We start from the raw sequence: 19,718 nt of genomic DNA, 5'->3' as shown, positions 1-19,718 counted from the left end.
TGGTTCAGGTTATTTTTTCAGGGATAAAATGTAACGTACCATTTCTTTGGCATCGTCTTTTGATAGGGTAGCATGTGGTGTCATTGGAACTTCACCCCAAACACCTTTACCTCCTTCAATGATTTTTGCAGCCAGTTTTTCAATTGTTGCATCATCATTTGCATATTTAGCCGCAATTTCTTCGTAAGTTGGGCCGATTACTTTGGTTACTTTATTATGGCAGCCGATACAGTCAGAAGTTGCAATTAATCTTTCTCCCGGATGTTTTTCTGTGGATGAACTCGTTGCTGCAGGTGTACTCTCAGTGGTTGCTGTGGTACTGGTAGAACTTGATTCCGGACTTCCGCAGGAAGCTAGAACCGAAATAAAGCAGGCAAGGATAAATAGTGTGTTTTTCATCTTAATCGTGTGTTAATATATTATATTCCTAAAATTTTATTGTTGAAGTCGTCATTTCCACCGGAAGCAGCGAAGTCGTCGAATGCCCTATCTGTTACCGGAATGATCAGTTTGCTGATCAGTTCTGCACCTTCTCTGGCACCAACTTGTGCGTCTTTAATCACGCATTCCCATTCCATTACTGCCCAGCCGCTGTAATCGTACTGCGCTAATTTACTGAAAATGGTTTTGAAATCTACCTGTCCATCACCTGGAGAACGATACCTTCCGGCACGGTTTGCCCAGCTTTGGTAACCACCAAAAGTACCTTGTTTTCCAGTCGGGTTAAACTCAGAATCTTTAACATGGAAAGCCTTGATGCGCTCATGATAGAAATCGATGTATTGGATGTAATCCAGCTGCTGCAATACAAAATGAGAAGGATCATATAGCAGACAAGCACGTGGGTGATTGTTTACCTTTTCCAGAAACATTTCGTAAGTGATGCCATCAAAAAGATCTTCCCCAGGGTGAATCTCGTAGCAAACATCTACTCCGCAATTGTCGAATTCATTCAAAATCGGCGTCCATCTTTTAGCCAGTTCGGTAAAAGCGGCGTCTACCAATCCTTCCGGGCGCTGCGGCCAAGGGTGGAACATGTGCCATAATAGCGAGCCACTAAACGTGGCATGCGCATTTAAGCCCAGGTTTTGTGAGGCTTTTGCAGCATACTTCAATTGCTGAACGGCCCATTTCGTCCTTTCAGCAGGGTTGTTTTTTAAATGATCTGGAGCAAAGGCATCAAAAGCAAGGTCGTAAGCCGGGTTTACAGCTACCAGCTGCCCTTGCAGGTGCGTAGATAGTTCTGTAATTTCCAATCCATAAGACGCTACTTTTCCTTTTAGTTCATCCGCATAAGTCTTGCTTTCTGCTGCTTTTTGCAAATCGATGAATCGTGGATCAAGCGTTGGCATTTGAATACCTTTAAATCCTAATCCTGCTGCCCATTCACAAATGGCATCCAAAGAATTGAATGGAGCCTGATCACCGATAAACTGAGCCAGAAAAACTCCGGGGCCTTTAATTGTTGTCATGATATTTATATGTTAAAATCAAACCACTTTTGATCAGATGCTGAAGAAGCGACAACATTTTCAATAAATGCCATCCCTCTAACGCCATCTTCCACTCTAGGGAAATCCAGCATAGCTTCAGTAGGTTCCTGACCTTGGCTGATCGCACCGATAGTTAAAGCAAAGTTTCTGTAAATGTTAGCGAAAGCTTCCAGGTATCCTTCCGGGTGACCACCAGGAACACGGGTATTGTGTTTCGCAGCATCAGAAAGGTAAGCTTGTCCGGCACGGTAAATTTGTGCCGGTTCGTTTAACCATTTTACGATTAAAGTATTTGGTTCCATCTGGTGCCATTCCAGGCCTCCTTTTTCACCGTATACTTTGATTTTTAATGCATTCTCTTCACCTGCAGCAATCTGTGAAGCGATTAAAACACCATTCGCACCATTGTCGAATTTTAACAATACGTTTCCGTCATCGTCTAATCCACGTCCTGGTACTACAATGTTTAAATCTGCACAAAGTTTACTGATTTTTAAACCGGAGATGTATTCTGCCAATTGCGCAGCATGTGTACCAATATCGCCCATACAACCGCTTTTCCCACTTTTAGCAGGGTCTGTACGCCATGCAGCGCCAGCATTGCCTTCACGTTCTGTTAAGGTGCTCAGCCATCCCTGAGGATATTCTACCATTATTTTTCTAATGGCACCCAATTTACCTTCTTTCACCATCGCTTTGGCTTGTTTCACCATTGGATAACCAGAATAAGTATGGGTAAGGCACAAGATCAATCCTGTTTCTTTAACTTTTTCCTGTAATTGTTTAGCTTCTTCCAGCGATAAAGCAATTGGTTTTTCAATCACTACGTTAAAACCATGGTCCAATGCCATCATTGCAGGTGCAAAGTGGGCAAAGTTAGGCGTCACAATTGTGACGAAATCCATGCGTTTATCAGCTGGCAGCTGACTTTCTTTTTCAATCATTTCCTGATAATTCGCATAAATGCGGTCATCATCCAGGAAAAGCTCCTTTCCGGATTGTTTACCAATTTCTGGGTTGACGCTCAAGGCGCCACAGCAAAATTCAACCTGACCATCCATGTTTGCCGCAATGCGGTGAACGGCTCCGATGAAGGCATCTTTGCCACCACCGATCATCCCCATTCTCATCTTTCTGTTGTTCATCAGAATATTTTGTTTTTTGTTGTTTTTAAAGTATCTAAACCGACTTAGCAGTGTTTAAACATAAAACCCGCATACCGGCTTTTACCAGTATGCAGGTTAATATTAAAGGTTTCCTTTTTTAAGTTCACTAACTGCAAAATCACAAGCTCTTGCGGTCAATGCCATATACGTTAATGAAGGGTTCTGACAAGCAGCAGAAGGCATACAAGAACCGTCAGTTACGAATACGTTTTTCACTTCATGCATTTGGTTCCATTTGTTGAGTACTGATGTTTTAGGGTCTAATCCCATACGTGCAGTACCCATTTCATGGATCGCCATACCTGGGGTAGAACCGTTATCATAAGTATTCACATCCTTGATTCCTGCGGCTTCCAGCATTTCAGCAGCATCGTTCATCATGTCTACGCGCATTTTCTGCTCGTTTTCTTTGAATTCACAATCAATTGCCAACACAGGCTGTCCCCATTTGTCTTTTTTACTTTTGTCGATATACACACGGTTTTCATGGTAAGGAAGAGATTCTCCGAAACCACCTAAGCCCATATTCCAGGTACCAGGGACTGTTTGCAGATCTTTGAACTCACCGCCAAATGCCATTTCTGCCACATCAGCATGCCAGTTTCCACGACTTGCACCACCCTGGTAACCGAAGCCCCTTACATAGTCACGTTTGTCGCTGCCAACATTTCTATATCTAGGTACGTAAATACCATTGGCTCTTCTGCCATAAGTGTATTTGTCGTCAAATCCTTCTGCTCTTCCTGAAGCACCGCAACGGAAATGGTGGTCCATTAAGTTGTGTCCTAGCTCACCACTTGCATTGCCTAATCCATTTGGATGTTCTGCTGAAGTAGAGTTTAACAATAGGAAGGTAGAGCCTAAAGTAGAACCGTTTACGAATACAATTTTTGCATAGTATTCAATATGTTCATTAGTTTCAGAATCAATGATCACTACACCTTTCGCTTTTTGTGTTTCTTTATCATAGATGATGGTGTTCACCAATGAATAAGGACGAAGGGTTAAGTTACCGGTAGCTACCGCAGCAGGAAGGGTAGACGACTGCGTGCTGAAATAAGCACCAAATGGACAGCCCCTGCTGCAAAGGTCACGGTATTGACATTTACCTCTACCACCATGCTCTACGGTTAAGTTAGCCGTACGGCCAATGGTCAGGATTCTTGACTTATTATATTTACTTTCAATTCTTTTCTTTACATCTTTCTCCACACAGTTCATATCCATTGGCGGTAGGAACTGTCCGTCTGGGAAGTGAGGATAGTTTTCTGCCTGGCCGCTGATTCCTGCAAATTTCTCTACATAATCATACCATGGAGCAATGTCTTTATAGCGGATTGGCCAATCTACACCATGACCATCTTTTGCATTTTCTTCAAAATTCAGGTCACTTAAACGGTAACTCTGACGGCCCCACATTAATGATTTACCACCTACATGGAAGCCTCTGTACCAATCAAAACGCTTTACTTCAGTATATGGGCATTCCAGGTCATTCACCCAAAAGCTCTCATTGAATTCCTGATAAGGATAATCTCTTTTCTGTACCGGATGGGTTTCTTTCTGCGCTTCGGTTAATCTGCCGCGGTGCTCAAATTCCCATGGCTTTTTCATGGCCGTAGTATAGTCCTTGATGTGTTCTACATTTCTGCCTCTTTCCAGCAATAGAACTTTTAAACCTTTCTCGGTTAATTCTTTTGCAGCCCAGCCGCCACTGATTCCTGATCCTACAACGATAGCATCATAAGTATTCTGCGCCGTTGCTTTAGTATTTAAATTGCTCATGTTTAATTTTTAAAAAGGTTTATGCCCAAACTTTTTGACCTGGTTTTAAATCCACACAACCGTCGTAACGGCCAGGAATCTGCACATAGGCTTTAGCCTGTGTCGCACCAATTTCCGAAGTAAAGTAACCCAGTAAGGTTAAATCTCTCGCAATAGCGAAGAACTGAGGTTTTGTTTTAGGTTTATCCTTTGGCGTCATTGCGTTGCCTGGAGCCTCCTTTTCAGATTTTTTCTGAGTAATGTTTTCTTGTTGTTTCTCTAATTCGTCTTTTTCCGTCTTATTTGCTGCAATAGTCGCTTCTCTTACTTTGCCCAATAGCTCATTGCGCTGTGGTACAGAGATTTCAAGGAATGACTTTTTGTAGGTGTCCTGACATTGTTTTTCAAGATCTTCAAGACCTTTCACGAATGCTTGCTGCGCGTCTTCCGGGTAGCATTCCTTAACCATCATGGCGATGAAAGGACCCACACCAGCTGCTTTTGCTCCTGGCGTACTCGTGGTAGGGATGATGATATCCGCAACTTCCGTGATGACCTTTTCCTGATCGGCAGAAAATAAGTTGGCGGCTGTTTTATTAGATGGTGAAGTGCAACTATCTAAAAATACTCCGATAGTAGTTGCAGACAATGCGCCTCCCATTAAAAAGGCTACACTTTTCACTGCTTCTCTTCTATTCATACTTGGCTGTTTAGGTGTTTTTATATGGTTAAAGTGTGTTTTGTTTTGTAATAATAAGCAAAAAATAATGGTTAGTGTGTGAAATACACAATAAATCTAATATATCATGTTTTTGTTACTTAATCAAGTTTTTACTTGTCAGGAGCAGGAAATGAACAGAAAATGAGGCCAACTTTTACTTGATTTTCAGGCTTTTCCGTATTCCTAAAACGTTATTTCCCTGAAAATAGTCTGCTCTATTTTTTTGAGCAAAATTCTGTCGGTTTATCCCCAGGTCTTAGTTGTTTTTTACCTATAAATAGGGGGCCAAAGGGAGGGTGAAAATTACAAAAACAGATAAATCATAAACATTTTATAGAGGTTTGTTTCGTTTTTTTAACTTTGTCAAAATCCATACAAAAATTCATGATTGAGAAAATATTAGTATTAGGTTCTAACGGTCAGATCGGCACTGAATTAGTAACCGCATTACGTAAGACTTACGGTGAAAGTAATGTCGTTGCTTGTGACATCCGCAGACCAGATTATGACATCAAAAATTCAGGGCCATTTGAGTTCGTAAACGTACTTGAGAAAGACATTCTGAACAGCATTTTTCAAAAGTATAAACCTACTCAGGTTTACTTATTAGCGGCATTATTATCCGCTACGGGCGAGCAGAATCCTAAATTAGCCTGGGACCTGAACATGAATGGCTTATTGAATATCTTGGACCTTTCCATCGTTTATAAAACAGCAAAAGTTTACTGGCCAAGTTCTATCGCTGTATTCGGACCAAATTCTCCAAAAGACATGACGCCGCAATACTGTGTAATGGACCCGAATACGGTTTATGGAATCAGTAAATTGGCAGGTGAACGCTGGTGCGAATACTATCACCAGAAATTTGGCTTGGATGTACGCAGTATCCGTTACCCAGGATTGATCAGCTGGAAAGCTGCTCCAGGTGGTGGAACCACTGACTACGCCATCCATATTTTCCATGATGCGTTAACAAAAGGCAGCTATGCTTCTTTCTTAAATGCAGAAACTGAATTGCCAATGATGTATATGGATGATGCCATCCGTGGTACCATTGAATTGATGGATGCGGAAGCGAGTAAAATTTCTATCCGTTCCAGCTATAACTTTGGAGGTGTTCACTTTACGCCAGAAGTACTAGCTTCAGAAATCAGAAAACATATTCCAGATTTTAAATTATCTTACACAGATAATGATCCACGTCAGGACATTGCCAACAGCTGGCCACGTTCTATCGATGACAGCTTTGCTCAGAAAGACTGGGGATGGAAGCCTGAATTCGATTTGTCGAAGATGACAGCGGATATGTTAAAGAACTTACAGAATAATCATTAATAAGGAAATTCCTTAAATAAAATATACAATGGGTAGAGCATTTGAGTTCAGAAAAGAAAGGAAATTTAAACGTTGGGCTAAGATGGCCGTACAGTTTACCAGGATAGGTAAAGAGATTGTAATGGCGGTTAAAGATAATGGCCCTTCGCCGGAGACCAACTCCCGTTTGCGTACAGCGATCCAGAATGCAAAGGCAGTAAACATGCCTAAACACACGGTGGAAGCAGCAATTAAAAGAGCATCCAACAAAGACGAAAACGGTTACGAAGAGTTTGTTTATGAAGGATACGCACAGCATGGTGTGGCCATCCTGATTGAAACGGCAACTGATAACACGAATAGAACAGTAGCTAACATTCGCAGTTATTTCAATAAAACTGGAGGTACATTAGGTAAAACAGGTTCTCTGGACTTTATTTTCAACCGCAAGTCGATATTCCGTTTCTTACCTGGAGAAAAAGACCTGGAAGAATTGGAGTTTGAATTGATCGACGCAGGTTTGGAAGAATTATATCTGGAAGCTGATGAAGAAGGAAATGAGATCGCAGTAGTACAAACTGCTTTTGAAGATTTCGGAAAAATGCAGAAAGCACTGGAAGAGATTGGCGTAGAAATGAAAAGTGCGAAACTAGAGCGCATCTCTTTATCTACCATTCCTGTAACAGAAGAGCAGGCAGCAGACGTATTCAAGCTGATTGATAAACTGGAAGAGGACGATGACGTTCAAGCCGTTTATCACAATATGGCAGAATAATAACTGCTACTTTTTCTTTTGATTAGAAAATAACCATGGCAATAGATTGGGCTCTGCAAAGGCAGCGTCCCAACTGTTGTGATGGGCATCCGGATACAAAGTGAGCTTAGGCTCTTTTCCCAATACTTTGAGCTGATCCGAAATCATGGTAGAAAATACCACCGGAACTACCTCATCTTTCTCTCCATGAAAGATCCATAAAGGCACATTTTTATATTTCTGAACATTGGCTACATTGTCGCCGCCACAGATGGCAATCGCTGCAGCGAAAAGCTTAGGCTTACGTCTTAACAATTCATAAGTTCCCATTGCTCCCATTGAAAGTCCGCCCACATAGACTTGGTCATGCTTGACGTATGGTTTGTCCATGAAATTATCAATCATACCCAGTAAAGCTTTCATGGATTTTGTAGGTTTCCCTCTCTTTTGAAAATTGAAGGCTCTATTCCCGTTTGCATCCTTATCAAAGGTTACATTTGCCCAGAAACTGTCTTCCGTACATTGAGGGAAAACGATGATAGCAGGGAATTGTTTCCGGATTTCTGGCTTCAGGAATAGCTTTCCACCATGTGTCAATTGCTTTTCATTGTCATTTCCGCGTTCTCCGCTTCCATGTAAAAAGAATAGGATAGGATATTGCTTATCTGCACTAAAATTCTCCGGAAATAAGATGCGGTAAGCCATACTGTCCTTGCCCTTGATAAAGCTTCCTTTATCATATTTCTTGAAATCCTGCGATTTAACATTCAGGCTAAAAACCAGGATTAGGATGGAGAGTGTTGTTTTGATGCCGCTCATAATTCAAAATTAAACAATTTAAGAATCATTTAAAAATAAAGAAACCCTGTTGGATTTGCCAACAGGGTTTAAAGGGATTATTTTGTGAGCTGGAATGGAATTTCTAAATTATCTCTGGAATTGGTTCCTATAAATAATTTGAAATCTCCTGGTTCTGCTGCAAACTTCAGTTCTTCATTAAAGAACTTCAGCTCTTCCTCAGAAATTTTGAAAGTCACTTCTTTGCTTTCGCCTGCTTTCAGCTCGATTTTTTGAAAACCTTTTAACTCCTTAACAGGGCGGGTAATGCTGCCTACCATATCGCGGACGTACATTTGCACCGTTTCTTTTCCAGCATAAGCGCCTGTATTTTTCAGGGTAACTGTAGCAGTAATGGTCTCTCCAGGTTTAAAGCTGTTTTTGCTGAGCCTAAGGTTAGAATAGTCGAAAGTAGTGTAGCTTAATCCGTAGCCAAAAGGATAGAGCGGTTCGTTGCTCACATCCAGGTAATTAGACCTGAATTTGCTGAACCATTTACCTTTTTCCAATGGTCTGCCGGTATTTTTGTGACTATAATACAATGGAATCTGTCCTACATTTTGTGGGAAAGTAGCTGTTAATTTTCCTGAAGGATTTACTTTTCCAAATAACACATCTGAAATCGCATTTGCTGCTTCAGTACCGCCAAACCAAACATTTAAGATGGCAGGAACATTTTCATCTTCCCATTTAATGGTCAATGGACGGCCGGTAAATAACACCAGTACCACAGGTTTTCCGGTTTTCAGCAATGCTTTTAATAAACGCTGCTGGTTCTCTGGGATATCCAGGTTAGTACGGCTTGAGCTTTCACCTGTCATTTCTGAACTTTCACCAAGCGCAGCGATCACCACATCTGCATTTTTAGCAGTAGCTACCGCTTCAGCGATCATTTCTTCTTCAGAACGGGAATCTCTTGGGAGATCTCTGCCGAACATGGTCGCTCTTTTTTGATATTCAGGATCGGTCAATAGGTTAGACCCTTCACTGTGTAAAATCTTAAGGCCAGGTGCTGCATTCGCTTTTAATCCTTGTAATAGGGAAATGGTGTTTGCCAAATCGCTGTTTACACTCCAGGTTCCGGGCATATTTGTGCCTGTATTTGCTAGTGGGCCGATCAAAGCAACCGTTCCTGTTTTCTTTAAAGGCAGGAGTTGTCCTTGGTTTTTAAGCAGGACAAAACTTTGTGCCGCAGTTTCTCTGGCAACTTTCAGGTGTTCTGGTTTAAGGATTTCCTTTTTTGCACGTGCTTCATTGCAGTAGCGGAAAGGATCTTCAAACAGACCTAGTTTATACTTTGCTTCTAATACCAGTCTGCAGGAATTGGTGACTTGTGCTTCCGTGACTTTTCCTTCTTCTACCGATCTTTTTAAGGTGGTCAGAAATCCTTCACCTACCATATCCATATCTACACCTGCATTTAAGGCTAGCGCAGAAACGGTTTGCAGGTCTCCTAACCCATGGTCGATTAACTCGTTTACCGCAGTATAATCCGTCACCACAAGACCAGTAAAGCCCCATTGTTTACGTAATAAATCAGTCATCAGCCATTTATTTGCCGTAGCCGGGACGCCATTAATGTCGTTGAAAGAAGTCATGATACTCCCTGCACCTGCATCCAGGGCAGCTTTGTATGGAGGAAGGTATTCATTGTACATTCTGTTCAGACTCATATCTGTGGTATTGTAATCCCTGCCTGATTCAGCAGCGCCATATAAAGCAAAGTGTTTTACACAAGCCATCATGGTATTATATTTAGAAAGGTCATCGCCCTGGTATCCTCTAACCATCGCTTTACCGATTTCAGCACCCAGGTAAGTATCTTCCCCTGATCCTTCAGAAATACGGCCCCATCTTGGGTCTCTGGAAATGTCCACCATAGGGGAGAAAGTCCAGTTTAATCCATCAGCAGTAGCTTCAACAGCAGCAATTCGCGCAGTTTTTTCGATCAATGCTAAATCCCATGTGGAAGATAAAGCCAGTGGAATTGGGAAAGTAGTTTTATAACCATGGATCACATCCTGGCCAAAAATAATGGGAATCTTTAAGCGGGTTTGCGTGACTGCGATTTCCTGTGCTTTGCGGATTCTAGCTGGCGTAGTTAAGCTAAACATACCACCTACCTGACCTTTTTTAATTTTGCTTTCTACATCAGTGCTGACCACAGAACCTGTAGTGGCTTCACCGCCGGTTAACAGGTTTAACTGGCCAATCTTCTCCTCCAAAGTCATTTTGGACAGCAGGTCTTTTATGAATATATTCATCTGCTGATCGGTGTTTGCTTTTCTCTGCTGGGCGGAACTGCTGCTAAAGCTAAAAATAGCGGCCAGGAAAAATAAGTACTTCGCTTTTCTCATTATTGTTTTGTTAATGGTGTGTATTATGGTTTAACCAGGAATGGTTTGATTTCTTTAATCCAGATGGCATAGCCTTCCGATGTGATGTGCAGCATATCTTTTTCAAAAAGCTCCGGACGTAAGGCTTTTTTATTTAACATTTTGCTGTTCACATCCAGGAATTTTGTGTTCGGGTAATGCTGCAGGTATTCTTGAATCAGCAGATTGGTATGCGCATTTGTAGCGGAATGTTTAGTTCTGGAAGGGCTGTCTTTAATGGAAATGTATAAAACAGGAACTTCCGGATATTTCAATCTGATGTTATTGAAAAAAGTGGCAAACCGGTTTAGCGTTTCAAGCGCGCTTTGGCCGTCTGTCGCAATATCATTTTCGCCGCTATAAATTACCACCTGACGCGGTTGATAAGGATAAACCAGGTCTGCGATATAGTAATTGGCTTGTGCAAGTGTAGACCCACCGAAACCTCTGTTGATCGCCCGATAATCTTTGAACACTGTTTCCAGGTCTTTCCATTTTTCAAAAGAAGAGCTGCCAACGAATACAATGCCGCTTTTAGGTGGCATTGAAATGCTGTCTTTATGTTTGAATTCTTGTATTTCTTTCCAGAATGCTGGTTTCTGCTGCGCTTTAACAAATACTGTACTAAGGACGAATACCAGAAGGAAGTAGTAAAATCTTTTCATTTTTTGTTTATTTAAATCTGTTTTTTTTGCGAGTATAAAGGTTCTTTGGTCTTTATACTCGTTAAACAAGTAAAAATAAGGATACACCATCATCAGCTGCCACAAGCTATTTTATCGCGGGGCTGCTGAATCCTAATTTTGTAAGGCCATTTTGTACTGCTGGACTACTCATGAAAAGCTTCCATAATAAGCCGGTACGGTGGTTTTCTATCATCACGATAATCGGTCCCTGATCTATTGCCAGGTGTGATTTTGCCACCCAATTGTGCTGTTCACTAAAAGCATCAGCAAATCCATATTCCGTCCATAGCTGATCACCTTTGTCTTCATAAAAATGTCTCAATGCCTGCATAGAATATTCCGGTGTATAAGGGAAAGCAGATAAGGCTGCGGTAGGGGTAATCACGCCTAAATCCTCTGTTGGTGAATGTGCCGCGTAACTTTGCCAGCTGTCACTTGCCGTTAAGCCCCAGCTGTTGGCGCCATAACCTTTATAATTTTTCGGGTTTTCGATGCAGTGTGCTCTGTTGATCAGGGTATGATTTCTGTTTTGTTCCCAGTAGTCTGCATAGCGATCTTTTAATCCGCGTGGATCTAATCCTAGATAGGAGTATTGAGAGAAGAATAATGGACCGCCACCATCAAAGCCTAATGGTAAAGTGATGTCATTGAACTTTTTGCCATTTAAAAAAGTGTTGCTCATTGCCCATCCTTCATGGTAAACTCTTGGGTCTATTGAAAATTTTGGGGAAGATGCTGCGAGCACGTAAGTGATCAGACATTCATTGTAACCTCTGATCTGATGGTCCATACTCCAGCCGTTGTTAGGGCTCCAGTGCCAGTAAAGGACTTTCTGACCTTGGGTAAACCAGTTCCATTCAATTCCTTCCCACATCCACTGGATTTTGTTTCTGATGTCTCTTTCTATCGCGTTATCGGCACTGTAATATTGCGCGGCGGTCAATAATCCCTGGAAAAGTAAAGAAGTTTCCACGATGTCAGCGCCATCATCTTTCGGGCTGAAGCGGATCACTTTACCGGTTTCTCCATTTAACCAATGAGGGAAGGCGCCATGGAACATGTCTGCTTTCCAAAGGAAATCTACAATCTTTTTTGTCCTTACTGCGGCTTGCTCGCGACTAATAAACTTTCTTTCTGCGGCTACGATGGTCGCCATTACGCCAAATCCTGTACCACCTGTGGTGACTACTTCATTGCCATATTCAAAAGCAACGTTGCTCCGTTCTCTCGCCATACCACTTACCGGATGGGCGAAATCCCAGAAATAACGGAAGGTCTGTTTCTGAACCAGGTCCAGCAATTGATCGTCAGTTAGGTTTTTCTTTATTTTCAGTTCAGGCTTAATGCTTTCTGTATTTTTTTGCTGGGCATTCAGCTGTTGAGCTGAGCAAACCAGGCATAACAGTAAAAAGGTATGTCGTAAGTTTCTCTTCATTTTAGAGTGTGTTTATAAGTTGGGGCTGCTAAAGCCTAATTTTTTCATTCCTGTTTTTACTTCCGGGCTGCTCATGAAAAGTTTCCATAACAGTTGACTGCGGTGGTTTTCGATCATGATGATGATCGGGCCCTGGTCTATTGCCAATGTAGAACTGGCAAACCAGGCATCATGCAGGGAAAAGGCATCGGCAAAGCCATAGGCTCCCCAGATTTTATCGCCAAGTTTATAGTAGTAATATTTTAAGGCCTGCATCGATTCTTTTGGAGTATAAGGGAAAGAAGCGAGTGCTGCGGTAGGGGAAATGACTCCGTTATCGTTGGCGGGTTCATGGGCAAGATATCCGTTGATATCGTCGCTTGCGGTCAATCCCCAGCAGTTCTCTCCATAGCCATAGAAGCCTTTCACATTTGCTTTAGCATAGTTGTATTGGTTCTGCGCATGGGTCCTGGTTTGGTTTTCATAATTGCCATAAGCATCGGACAGTCCGTTTGGATTGATGCCCAGGAAGGAATAATGGGAGAAAAACAAAGGGCCGTTCATACTGTTTTTCATGGCGCCGTTACTGGCCCAGCCATTGTCGTAAACCGATTTTTGAATCGGGTGACTTTCAGAAGAACCGGCCATGACGTAAGTGATCAAAGCCTCATTCCAACCTTTGATGGGCAGGTTCATTTCCCAGCCTACTGTCGGACTCCAGTGCCAGTACAGGCTGTTGTCTTTCACAAACCAATCCCATTCTACGTCGTTGTAAATGTGGGTAATGTCTGTTCTTAATGCCGTTTCTGCAGGATTAGCTGCATCGAAAAATTGTCGGGCAGTTAACATGCCCTGCATCAATAAGGAAGTCTCTACCAGGTCTGCACCATCGTCTTTCTGACTGAATGGGATCACAGCTCCTGTATTGCCATTCATCCAATGAGGATAGGCGCCATGAAAACGCTGTGCCTTATTTTTCAGGAAGGCAACGATCTTCTGCATGCGTTCCAGACCTTGGTCCCGGCTAATGAAATTTCTATGGATTCCTGTCACCAGGGCCATCATTCCAAAACCCGATCCTCCGGAAGTGACGATATCGACAGAAGTATTCCGCTCTCTGGCCAGGCCACTCACCGGATGTGCGAAATCCCAAAAGTATTTAAAGGTTTGCTTTTGGACTAAATTAAGCAGGGCATCTTCAGAGATTAAAGGGAATTTATCGGCTTCATTTATTGCGGTGATGAGATTTACCGTAATTGGTGTTTTAAGGTTCCTCCCTTTATCGGAGGTTAAATTCGTTTGTACATCCAGAAAGTATTTGGTAATGGGCTGGAGCGGCAGTGCAGGCTTGACAACTAGGGTTCTATCCAGGTCTTCATAGCTCAGCTCTACTTTAACGGGAACTCCATTTTTATCTTTAATCACAACTGCTTTTTCTGTAGAACTTTTATCAATTGCTGTAGAGAAAGAAAGCTTGAATACCGGACTGGTATTGATGCCGTAATAACTGAACCCGGCGGAAAGTTCATTTACTTTTAGGCTGCTAAAGGTAAATGAATCAGGGAGGGGTGCAATAGGCTCAATAGGCGTAGCCGTATCCTGCTTTGAGCAGGAAAATAACAGCAATGTGATGAATACCAGAAGACAGGATCTTAACTGCATGGAGATAGCTGGGCTTTTAGCTTAAAAAGCGTTGCAGAACTAGCCTGCAACGCTTGATGATGGATTTTCTGGGTTATTTTCCTTTACTCTCTAATTTAGATAAGGCACCGATTTCATCAGCAGTCAATGCTTTGTTGTAGATACGCACTTCATCCAGCTTACCGGTTAAGTTAGCTGCCCAGCTTTCTTTGCCAGCGGCAGAGGTTAAACTTGGTGTGGTTTGAAACTGTAGTGTTCCAAAGACCATTTTCGTTGCATTCTGGAAAGTTAAGGGCCCGTTGTTAGGAACAGTAAGTGCTTTTAATTTCCCTCCATTGATGTAAATGATGAAAGTAGAACTTACCTGATCATAACTCAAAGCCAGGTGCGTCCATTTTTTCCAGATACCTGGAACCTTAAAGTTTTCGGATTGTGTCAGTACGCCGTTGTTGTTCACACGGAATTGAAGGACTCCATTGGCAGCATCGCCACCATTCTCCAGGAAGATGACTAAATTACCCCATCCTGCTGCTGAGTTTGCAATGTCAATCAAACCCGTTGCACCAGTATTCAGGTCAGAGTTAAACCATAAAGTAGTGGTAAAACTTTTTAGTTTCTGTACTTCTGCTGGCGTATCAGAAATCACGTATCCTGCTGCGGATCCTTGTAAAGCACTGCCCTTCGTTCCTAAGGCAAAAGAGGTGCTGGTAGATACACCGCTAACTTTAGATACACTGTCAATTAAGCTGCCTTCGAAAGCCCAGTGCGCAACCAGGTTTTTTGAAGCCACTTCTTTGCTGCTGGTATAGCCACCAATATTTAATGCTGGTGCATAACTGGAAGGATCGAATTTTTTTGTACAGGAGCTAACCGCTAAGGAAAGGGCTGCTGCTGACAATATATAGAATAATCTTGTTTTCATTTCTTTTCGTTGAATGAGATTAATAACCTGGGTTTTGTGTTAGGACACCTACACTCAGTTCAATCTGAGTATTTGGAATTGGCCATACTTCATTTTTATTCGCTTTCCAACCTTTAGGACCAAATACTGCAGCTGCACGTCCCTGACGGATCACATCGAAATAACGATCTGATTCCATCGCCAATTCTACATGTCTTTCATGATAGATCGCTGTGCGAAGTGCAGTCTGGTCTGTAGTAGTTACTTTTGGCAAGATTGCTGGATTTCCCTGTCTTGCTCTTAACCTTACTTGTTCTAAAGAAGAAATGGCCTGACCAGAATTTCCCAATTCATTGGCAGCCTCTGCATTCATTAACAATACATCTGAGTAACGGATCACCCTTACATTTTGCTGTCCACCTCTTGGGTTGTTACTGTCGAAAGGTGTCGCAAAAGGAACATATGGTTTGTGGTTGTATCTTGTAGGATCTCCAGGAGCTGAAATGATTAAATCACCTTGAGGAGTGGTGTTGCCCACAAAAAGAATCGTACCTTCTTTACGTGGATCACCATCTTCAAAAGCACTTACTAAGGCTAATGAAGGCGTATTGAAACCCCAATAACCGGTTTGATCTCTTACGCCTTGTACCTGTGCATACTGACTATTACTCGCGTCTTTTGTACCAGGGTTATACTCACATTGAATCTCAAATATAGATTCTGAGCTGTTCTCATGGTTCAAACGGAATAAAGATTCGTAATCTGGAAGGAGGCTATATCCTAAGCCCATTACTGTATTGGTTAAGCTCAACACCAATGGCCATTTTTGTTGATACATGGCTACTTTTGCATGCAGGGCTAATGCGGCCCCTTTAGTTGCACGACCAAGATCTGCTGTTGGATAAGTTGCCGGCAATACTGCTGCAGCATCATCAAGATCTTTTTCAATAACTGCGTACACTTCTGCTTTGGAACTTCTTGGCATGTTAAACTGTTCCGGAGTTTTTGGAACGGTCAGGTGTAACCTTACGCCCCCAAAAGCTCTTACCAGTCTGAAATAAGAATAAGCCCTTACAAATTTAGCTTCCGCAAGGAGGCGACTTTTTAAATTCGCATCCATTTCTATGGCTGGGACATTATCCAAAACCTGATTACAAAGATTGATGTTCTGATATTGACCTTCCCAGAATCCAAGTACCTGTCCATCGGTAGAGGTAACAAGAAAGTTTTCAAAATCGTTCAGGTAACTGGCGTCATTTGTAGAACTTCCTTTATCAGCTTCATCAGAAGCAATGCTCTCTACGGCAAGTGCTGGAAATGCAGTGTTCGCCCAGCTGCGTAAATTGCCATAAATGGCATATACACCGGCTTGTGCATCATCCTGAGATTTCCAGAAGGTTTCAGTGGGTTGTTTGGCTTGCGGTGGAACATCTAAAAAGCTTTTTGTACAAGAAGTACTGAGTAAGATCGTACCTGTGATGACTATTGCACCTGCTTTACGCAGCGCATTAAGGTTATATATTTTCATTTCCGAATCAATTAAAAAGTAACGTTTAGACCTAAGTTATAAGTAGCATACAAAGGGTATACATTTGCATCTATACCTGCACTTGTTGGAGAATAGTTACCCACGGTAGGTTTTCCAATTTCCGGGCTAAAGCCTTTGTATCCAAATAGATTTACTGGGTTTTGAGCATTAGCAAATACCCTTACCTTTTGCATTTTCCACTTGCTCATTAAGTGAGCAGGTAAGGTATAGCCGATTTGTACATTTCTTAACCTGATATAATCCCCTTTTTCGACAAAGAAGGAGTTTGGCGCCGAATTTTTAGTGGTTCCTATGTTTGCTGAAGGGTAGGTATTAGAGGTACCTTCACCATGCCATCTGTTTTTAAAGAAGTCTTCAGTGAAATTCTCATTGCCATATCTAACGCCTAGGTTTGCATTGTAAATGCTGATTCCTGCAACACCCTGGATGTCCAGAGACAGGTCGAAATTTTTATAAGCAAAACTAGTATTTAAAGCATAATTGAATTTAGGGTTTGCACTGCCAAGAGTGATGCGGTCTTTCCCATCAATTACACCATCACCATTTTGATCTACATATTTGAAATCTCCCGGCTGCGCATCTTTTTGAACAGAAGCCAAAACTTCTGCTGCATTTTGGAAGATTCCCTCCACTTTATAGCCATAGAACTCGCCAATCGCACCTCCTAGAATAGTACGTGTCGCAAGAGAGCCATTCGCTAATCCTTCACCACCACTGTAAATTGGGTTTTTACCCGTTACTACTGAAAGAACTTTGTTTTGGTTGTAACCGAAGTTTCCACTGATGGAATAAGTTAAACCGCCCTCAGTTTTATCTCTCCAGTTTGCGGTGAATTCGAATCCACGGTTTCTAAGGTCAGCCTGATTGCCCACTTGCTTTGCTGCTCCTAATCCCAGATCTGCTGATACTGGAATTTCAAAAATAGCACGTTCAGTTACTTTGTTATAATAATCTGCTTCAATGCTCAATCTGTTGCTTAAAAATCCAGCTTCTAAGCCTATGTCAGTACCTGAACTGCGCTCCCAAACGATAAACGGTGGGGTAAGCTGATCGATAGATTTACCAGTATAAGGAATGCCATTGAAATAAGCTACATAACCACCTTTTTGAGATATAGTTTGCAGCGTTGGATTTGTAGGAACTCCTGCATTTCCGATTTTACCCCAGCTACCGCGAATTTTCAAATTGCTGAAAATCTGCTGACCTTGCATGAAAGATTCATTGCTGATGACCCAACCTGCTCCAATAGAAGGGAAATAACCCCATGGATTTCCATTAGAATAGAATTTTGAGGAACCATCTGTACGCATCGAAGCATTTAGCAGGTAACGGTCTTTATAAGAATAATTTACACGACCAAAATAAGAGGCTGCGGTATACAGATTACCATCATCAGATATAGAACGTCCTGCTGCATCTCCTAAACTCAGGTAAAGATCTCCTTCACTAGAGTAAGGAACATTTAAGGATCTAGCATTGAGTATGTAATTTTTGTTGCGTTGTGCAGTTTGTCCTGCTAATACCGTTAAATTATGGTCACCAAAGGTGTTTTTGTAAGTCAGCGTGTTTTCAACGATCCAGTTTCTATCTTCTGTTCTGTCGATTCCTAATGCACTGGTTTCATTACGCTGTGCATTCGTTGCTTTATAAACCGGAGTATAGCTTCTTACTTCAGCCTGTGAGAAATCACCGCCAAAACTGGTTTTGAAAGTAAAGTTTTTAAGAATTTCCAGTTCTGCATAGATATTTCCAGTGAATTTATAGTTTTTCGACCTTCTATTGAAGTAATCAATCGTTGCTTGTGGATTGGCACCTGCGCCACTACCCAGACCAAAATCATTAGGATCTCCGTAAGTACCATCTGCATAATAAACAGGGACTACAGGTCCGGCAGTAAACATCTGACGAAATATAACGTTGTCAATATCTTTAGAATTACTTGCGGTTCCTGAAACATTGTAACCTACTTTTAAAGGTTTTAGTACCTGGAATTCGCTGGTTAATCTTGCAGTATATCGGGTGTAATTGTTGCCTTTTACGATACCGTCCTGATCTAAATAACCAAGGGACAAATTGTAAATGTTTTTCTCACCGCCACCGCTGATGGATAGCTGATGGTTATTTACCTGTGCGTTTCTAAGGATTTGACCATACCAATCTGTCCCTTTTCCAAAAGAAGCAGGATCTTTAAAGAGCGGGTCTTCTTTTTTAGAAGCGTAAATTTCATTAATGATGGTAGCATATTGGGTGGCATCCGCCATTTTTACGGGATTGGTTACACTCTGTAAGCCAAATGTTCCGTTGTAATTCACGATCGCATTGCCCTTTTTACCTCTGTTAGTCGTTACTAAAACCACACCATTGGCAGCTCTGATGCCGAAGATGGATAAACTGGAGGCATCTTTCAGGATACTCATGTTGGAGATGTCTGCTGGATTTAGAAAACTAATGTCGTCATACCAAACACCATCTACTACATAAAGCACACCTGTATTGCCATAAATGGTACCAGTACCACGGATCGTGATGAGTGGAGCCGCACCTGGAGCACCATTATTGGTGATCGAAACCCCGGCCACTTTACCTTGTAAAGCACTTACTGGATTTACAGAAGCTTGCTTGGAAATTTCCTCTCCTTTAACGGTGGCTACGGAACCTGTCACATCGATTTTTCTTTGTGTACCGTAACCGATTACCACTACCTGTTCCAGGTCCTGTGAAGAAGAAGCCATGGTCACATTAATCGTAGTTCTGTTGTTTACCGGAACCTCTTGTGTGGTATAGCCGATATAGGTGAACACCAAAGTGGCCGTTGCCGGCGCGCTGATGGAATAGTTTCCATTGGCGTCTGTTTGTGTTCCTGTTGCTGCTCCTTTTACCTGTATACTTACAGCTGGAATAGTAGTTTTATCACCGCCGTCTGTTACCTTCCCTTTTATAGTAATCTGCTGTGCAAATGCAGAATAATTAAAAAGAAAACAGAGAAATGCTAAAACAGAAAATTTTGTAAAGATTCTTTTCATGCTCGTTTAGGTTATGTTTTATTTGATGGTTAAATCTCTATTACTATTCGGGTTATTGCAAAATTTCGACCTATACATGA

Annotated in this window: 15 protein-coding genes; 2 read left to right on the top strand and 13 right to left on the bottom strand. The window is 41.9% G+C overall.

The genetic code is table 11. The annotated features are described in order from the left end of the window. Window positions 1-9: 9 nt before the first annotated feature. The 5 genes from H9X96_RS09150 to H9X96_RS09130 all read right to left on the bottom strand — a co-directional run bounded on the left by H9X96_RS09150 (window position 10) and on the right by H9X96_RS09130 (window position 5,123). Window positions 10-399 carry a c-type cytochrome gene (locus tag H9X96_RS09150; RefSeq protein ID WP_187665997.1) on the bottom strand — a complete coding sequence of 130 codons (390 nt, stop codon included), beginning with the start codon at window positions 397-399 and terminating at the stop codon, window positions 10-12. Between the two features lie 20 nt (window positions 400-419). Beyond that, window positions 420-1,472 (bottom strand): sugar phosphate isomerase/epimerase, encoded by a 1,053-nt coding sequence (locus H9X96_RS09145; RefSeq protein WP_187665996.1) that lies wholly within the window; start codon window positions 1,470-1,472, stop codon window positions 420-422. 5 nt (window positions 1,473-1,477) lie between these two features. Beyond that, window positions 1,478-2,638, bottom strand: a complete 1,161-nt coding sequence (locus H9X96_RS09140) for a Gfo/Idh/MocA family protein (protein ID WP_187665995.1) — start codon at window positions 2,636-2,638, stop codon at window positions 1,478-1,480. A 102-nt stretch (window positions 2,639-2,740) separates the two neighbouring features. Next, a complete protein-coding gene (locus H9X96_RS09135) occupies window positions 2,741-4,444 on the bottom strand; it encodes a GMC oxidoreductase (protein WP_187665994.1) in 1,704 nt (567 codons plus the stop codon). A gap of 19 nt (window positions 4,445-4,463) precedes the next feature. Beyond that, window positions 4,464-5,123: a gluconate 2-dehydrogenase subunit 3 family protein gene (locus tag H9X96_RS09130; RefSeq protein WP_187665993.1), complete on the bottom strand. Its 660-nt coding sequence runs from the start codon at window positions 5,121-5,123 to the stop codon at window positions 4,464-4,466. A 405-nt stretch (window positions 5,124-5,528) separates the two neighbouring features. On the opposite strand from H9X96_RS09130, the gene H9X96_RS09125 reads away from it, so the two are divergent. Continuing rightward, entirely contained in the window at window positions 5,529-6,479 is a 951-nt protein-coding gene (locus H9X96_RS09125; protein ID WP_187665992.1) for an NAD-dependent epimerase/dehydratase family protein, read from the top strand. Between the two features lie 28 nt (window positions 6,480-6,507). Then, window positions 6,508-7,233, top strand: coding sequence for a YebC/PmpR family DNA-binding transcriptional regulator (locus H9X96_RS09120; protein ID WP_062546875.1), 726 nt, complete (start codon window positions 6,508-6,510; stop codon window positions 7,231-7,233). A gap of 6 nt (window positions 7,234-7,239) precedes the next feature. Here the strand turns inward: H9X96_RS09120 and H9X96_RS09115 are convergent, their stop codons facing one another. From H9X96_RS09115 to H9X96_RS09080, 8 genes are all read right to left on the bottom strand, one after another. After that, on the bottom strand, window positions 7,240-8,031 hold the full coding sequence (locus H9X96_RS09115; protein ID WP_187665991.1) for a dienelactone hydrolase family protein: 792 nt from the start codon (window positions 8,029-8,031) through the stop codon (window positions 7,240-7,242). 77 nt (window positions 8,032-8,108) lie between these two features. Beyond that, a complete protein-coding gene (gene bglX / locus H9X96_RS09110; RefSeq protein WP_187665990.1) occupies window positions 8,109-10,406 on the bottom strand; it encodes a beta-glucosidase BglX in 2,298 nt (765 codons plus the stop codon). A 23-nt stretch (window positions 10,407-10,429) separates the two neighbouring features. Further along, window positions 10,430-11,089, bottom strand: a complete 660-nt coding sequence (locus H9X96_RS09105) for a GDSL-type esterase/lipase family protein (RefSeq protein WP_187665989.1) — start codon at window positions 11,087-11,089, stop codon at window positions 10,430-10,432. Between the two features lie 106 nt (window positions 11,090-11,195). Next, the gene (locus H9X96_RS09100) at window positions 11,196-12,545 is read right to left on the bottom strand and encodes a glucoamylase family protein (RefSeq protein WP_187665988.1); all 1,350 of its coding nucleotides are present in this window, start codon (window positions 12,543-12,545) and stop codon (window positions 11,196-11,198) included. A gap of 12 nt (window positions 12,546-12,557) precedes the next feature. Then, on the bottom strand, window positions 12,558-14,186 hold the full coding sequence (locus H9X96_RS09095; protein WP_187665987.1) for a glucoamylase family protein: 1,629 nt from the start codon (window positions 14,184-14,186) through the stop codon (window positions 12,558-12,560). A 73-nt stretch (window positions 14,187-14,259) separates the two neighbouring features. Continuing rightward, entirely contained in the window at window positions 14,260-15,087 is an 828-nt protein-coding gene (locus H9X96_RS09090) for a LamG domain-containing protein (RefSeq protein WP_187665986.1), read from the bottom strand. A gap of 19 nt (window positions 15,088-15,106) precedes the next feature. Next, window positions 15,107-16,594 (bottom strand): RagB/SusD family nutrient uptake outer membrane protein, encoded by a 1,488-nt coding sequence (locus tag H9X96_RS09085; protein WP_187665985.1) that lies wholly within the window; start codon window positions 16,592-16,594, stop codon window positions 15,107-15,109. Between the two features lie 11 nt (window positions 16,595-16,605). Continuing rightward, window positions 16,606-19,638, bottom strand: a complete 3,033-nt coding sequence (locus H9X96_RS09080) for a TonB-dependent receptor (protein WP_187665984.1) — start codon at window positions 19,636-19,638, stop codon at window positions 16,606-16,608. Between the last annotated feature and the right edge of the window lie 80 nt (window positions 19,639-19,718).

This window comes from Pedobacter sp. N36a (assembly GCF_014472395.1).
Taxonomy (GTDB): domain Bacteria; phylum Bacteroidota; class Bacteroidia; order Sphingobacteriales; family Sphingobacteriaceae; genus Pedobacter.
The sequence above is the reverse complement of the archived record's forward strand: the minus strand, read 5'-3'. Positions and strand labels throughout refer to the sequence as shown.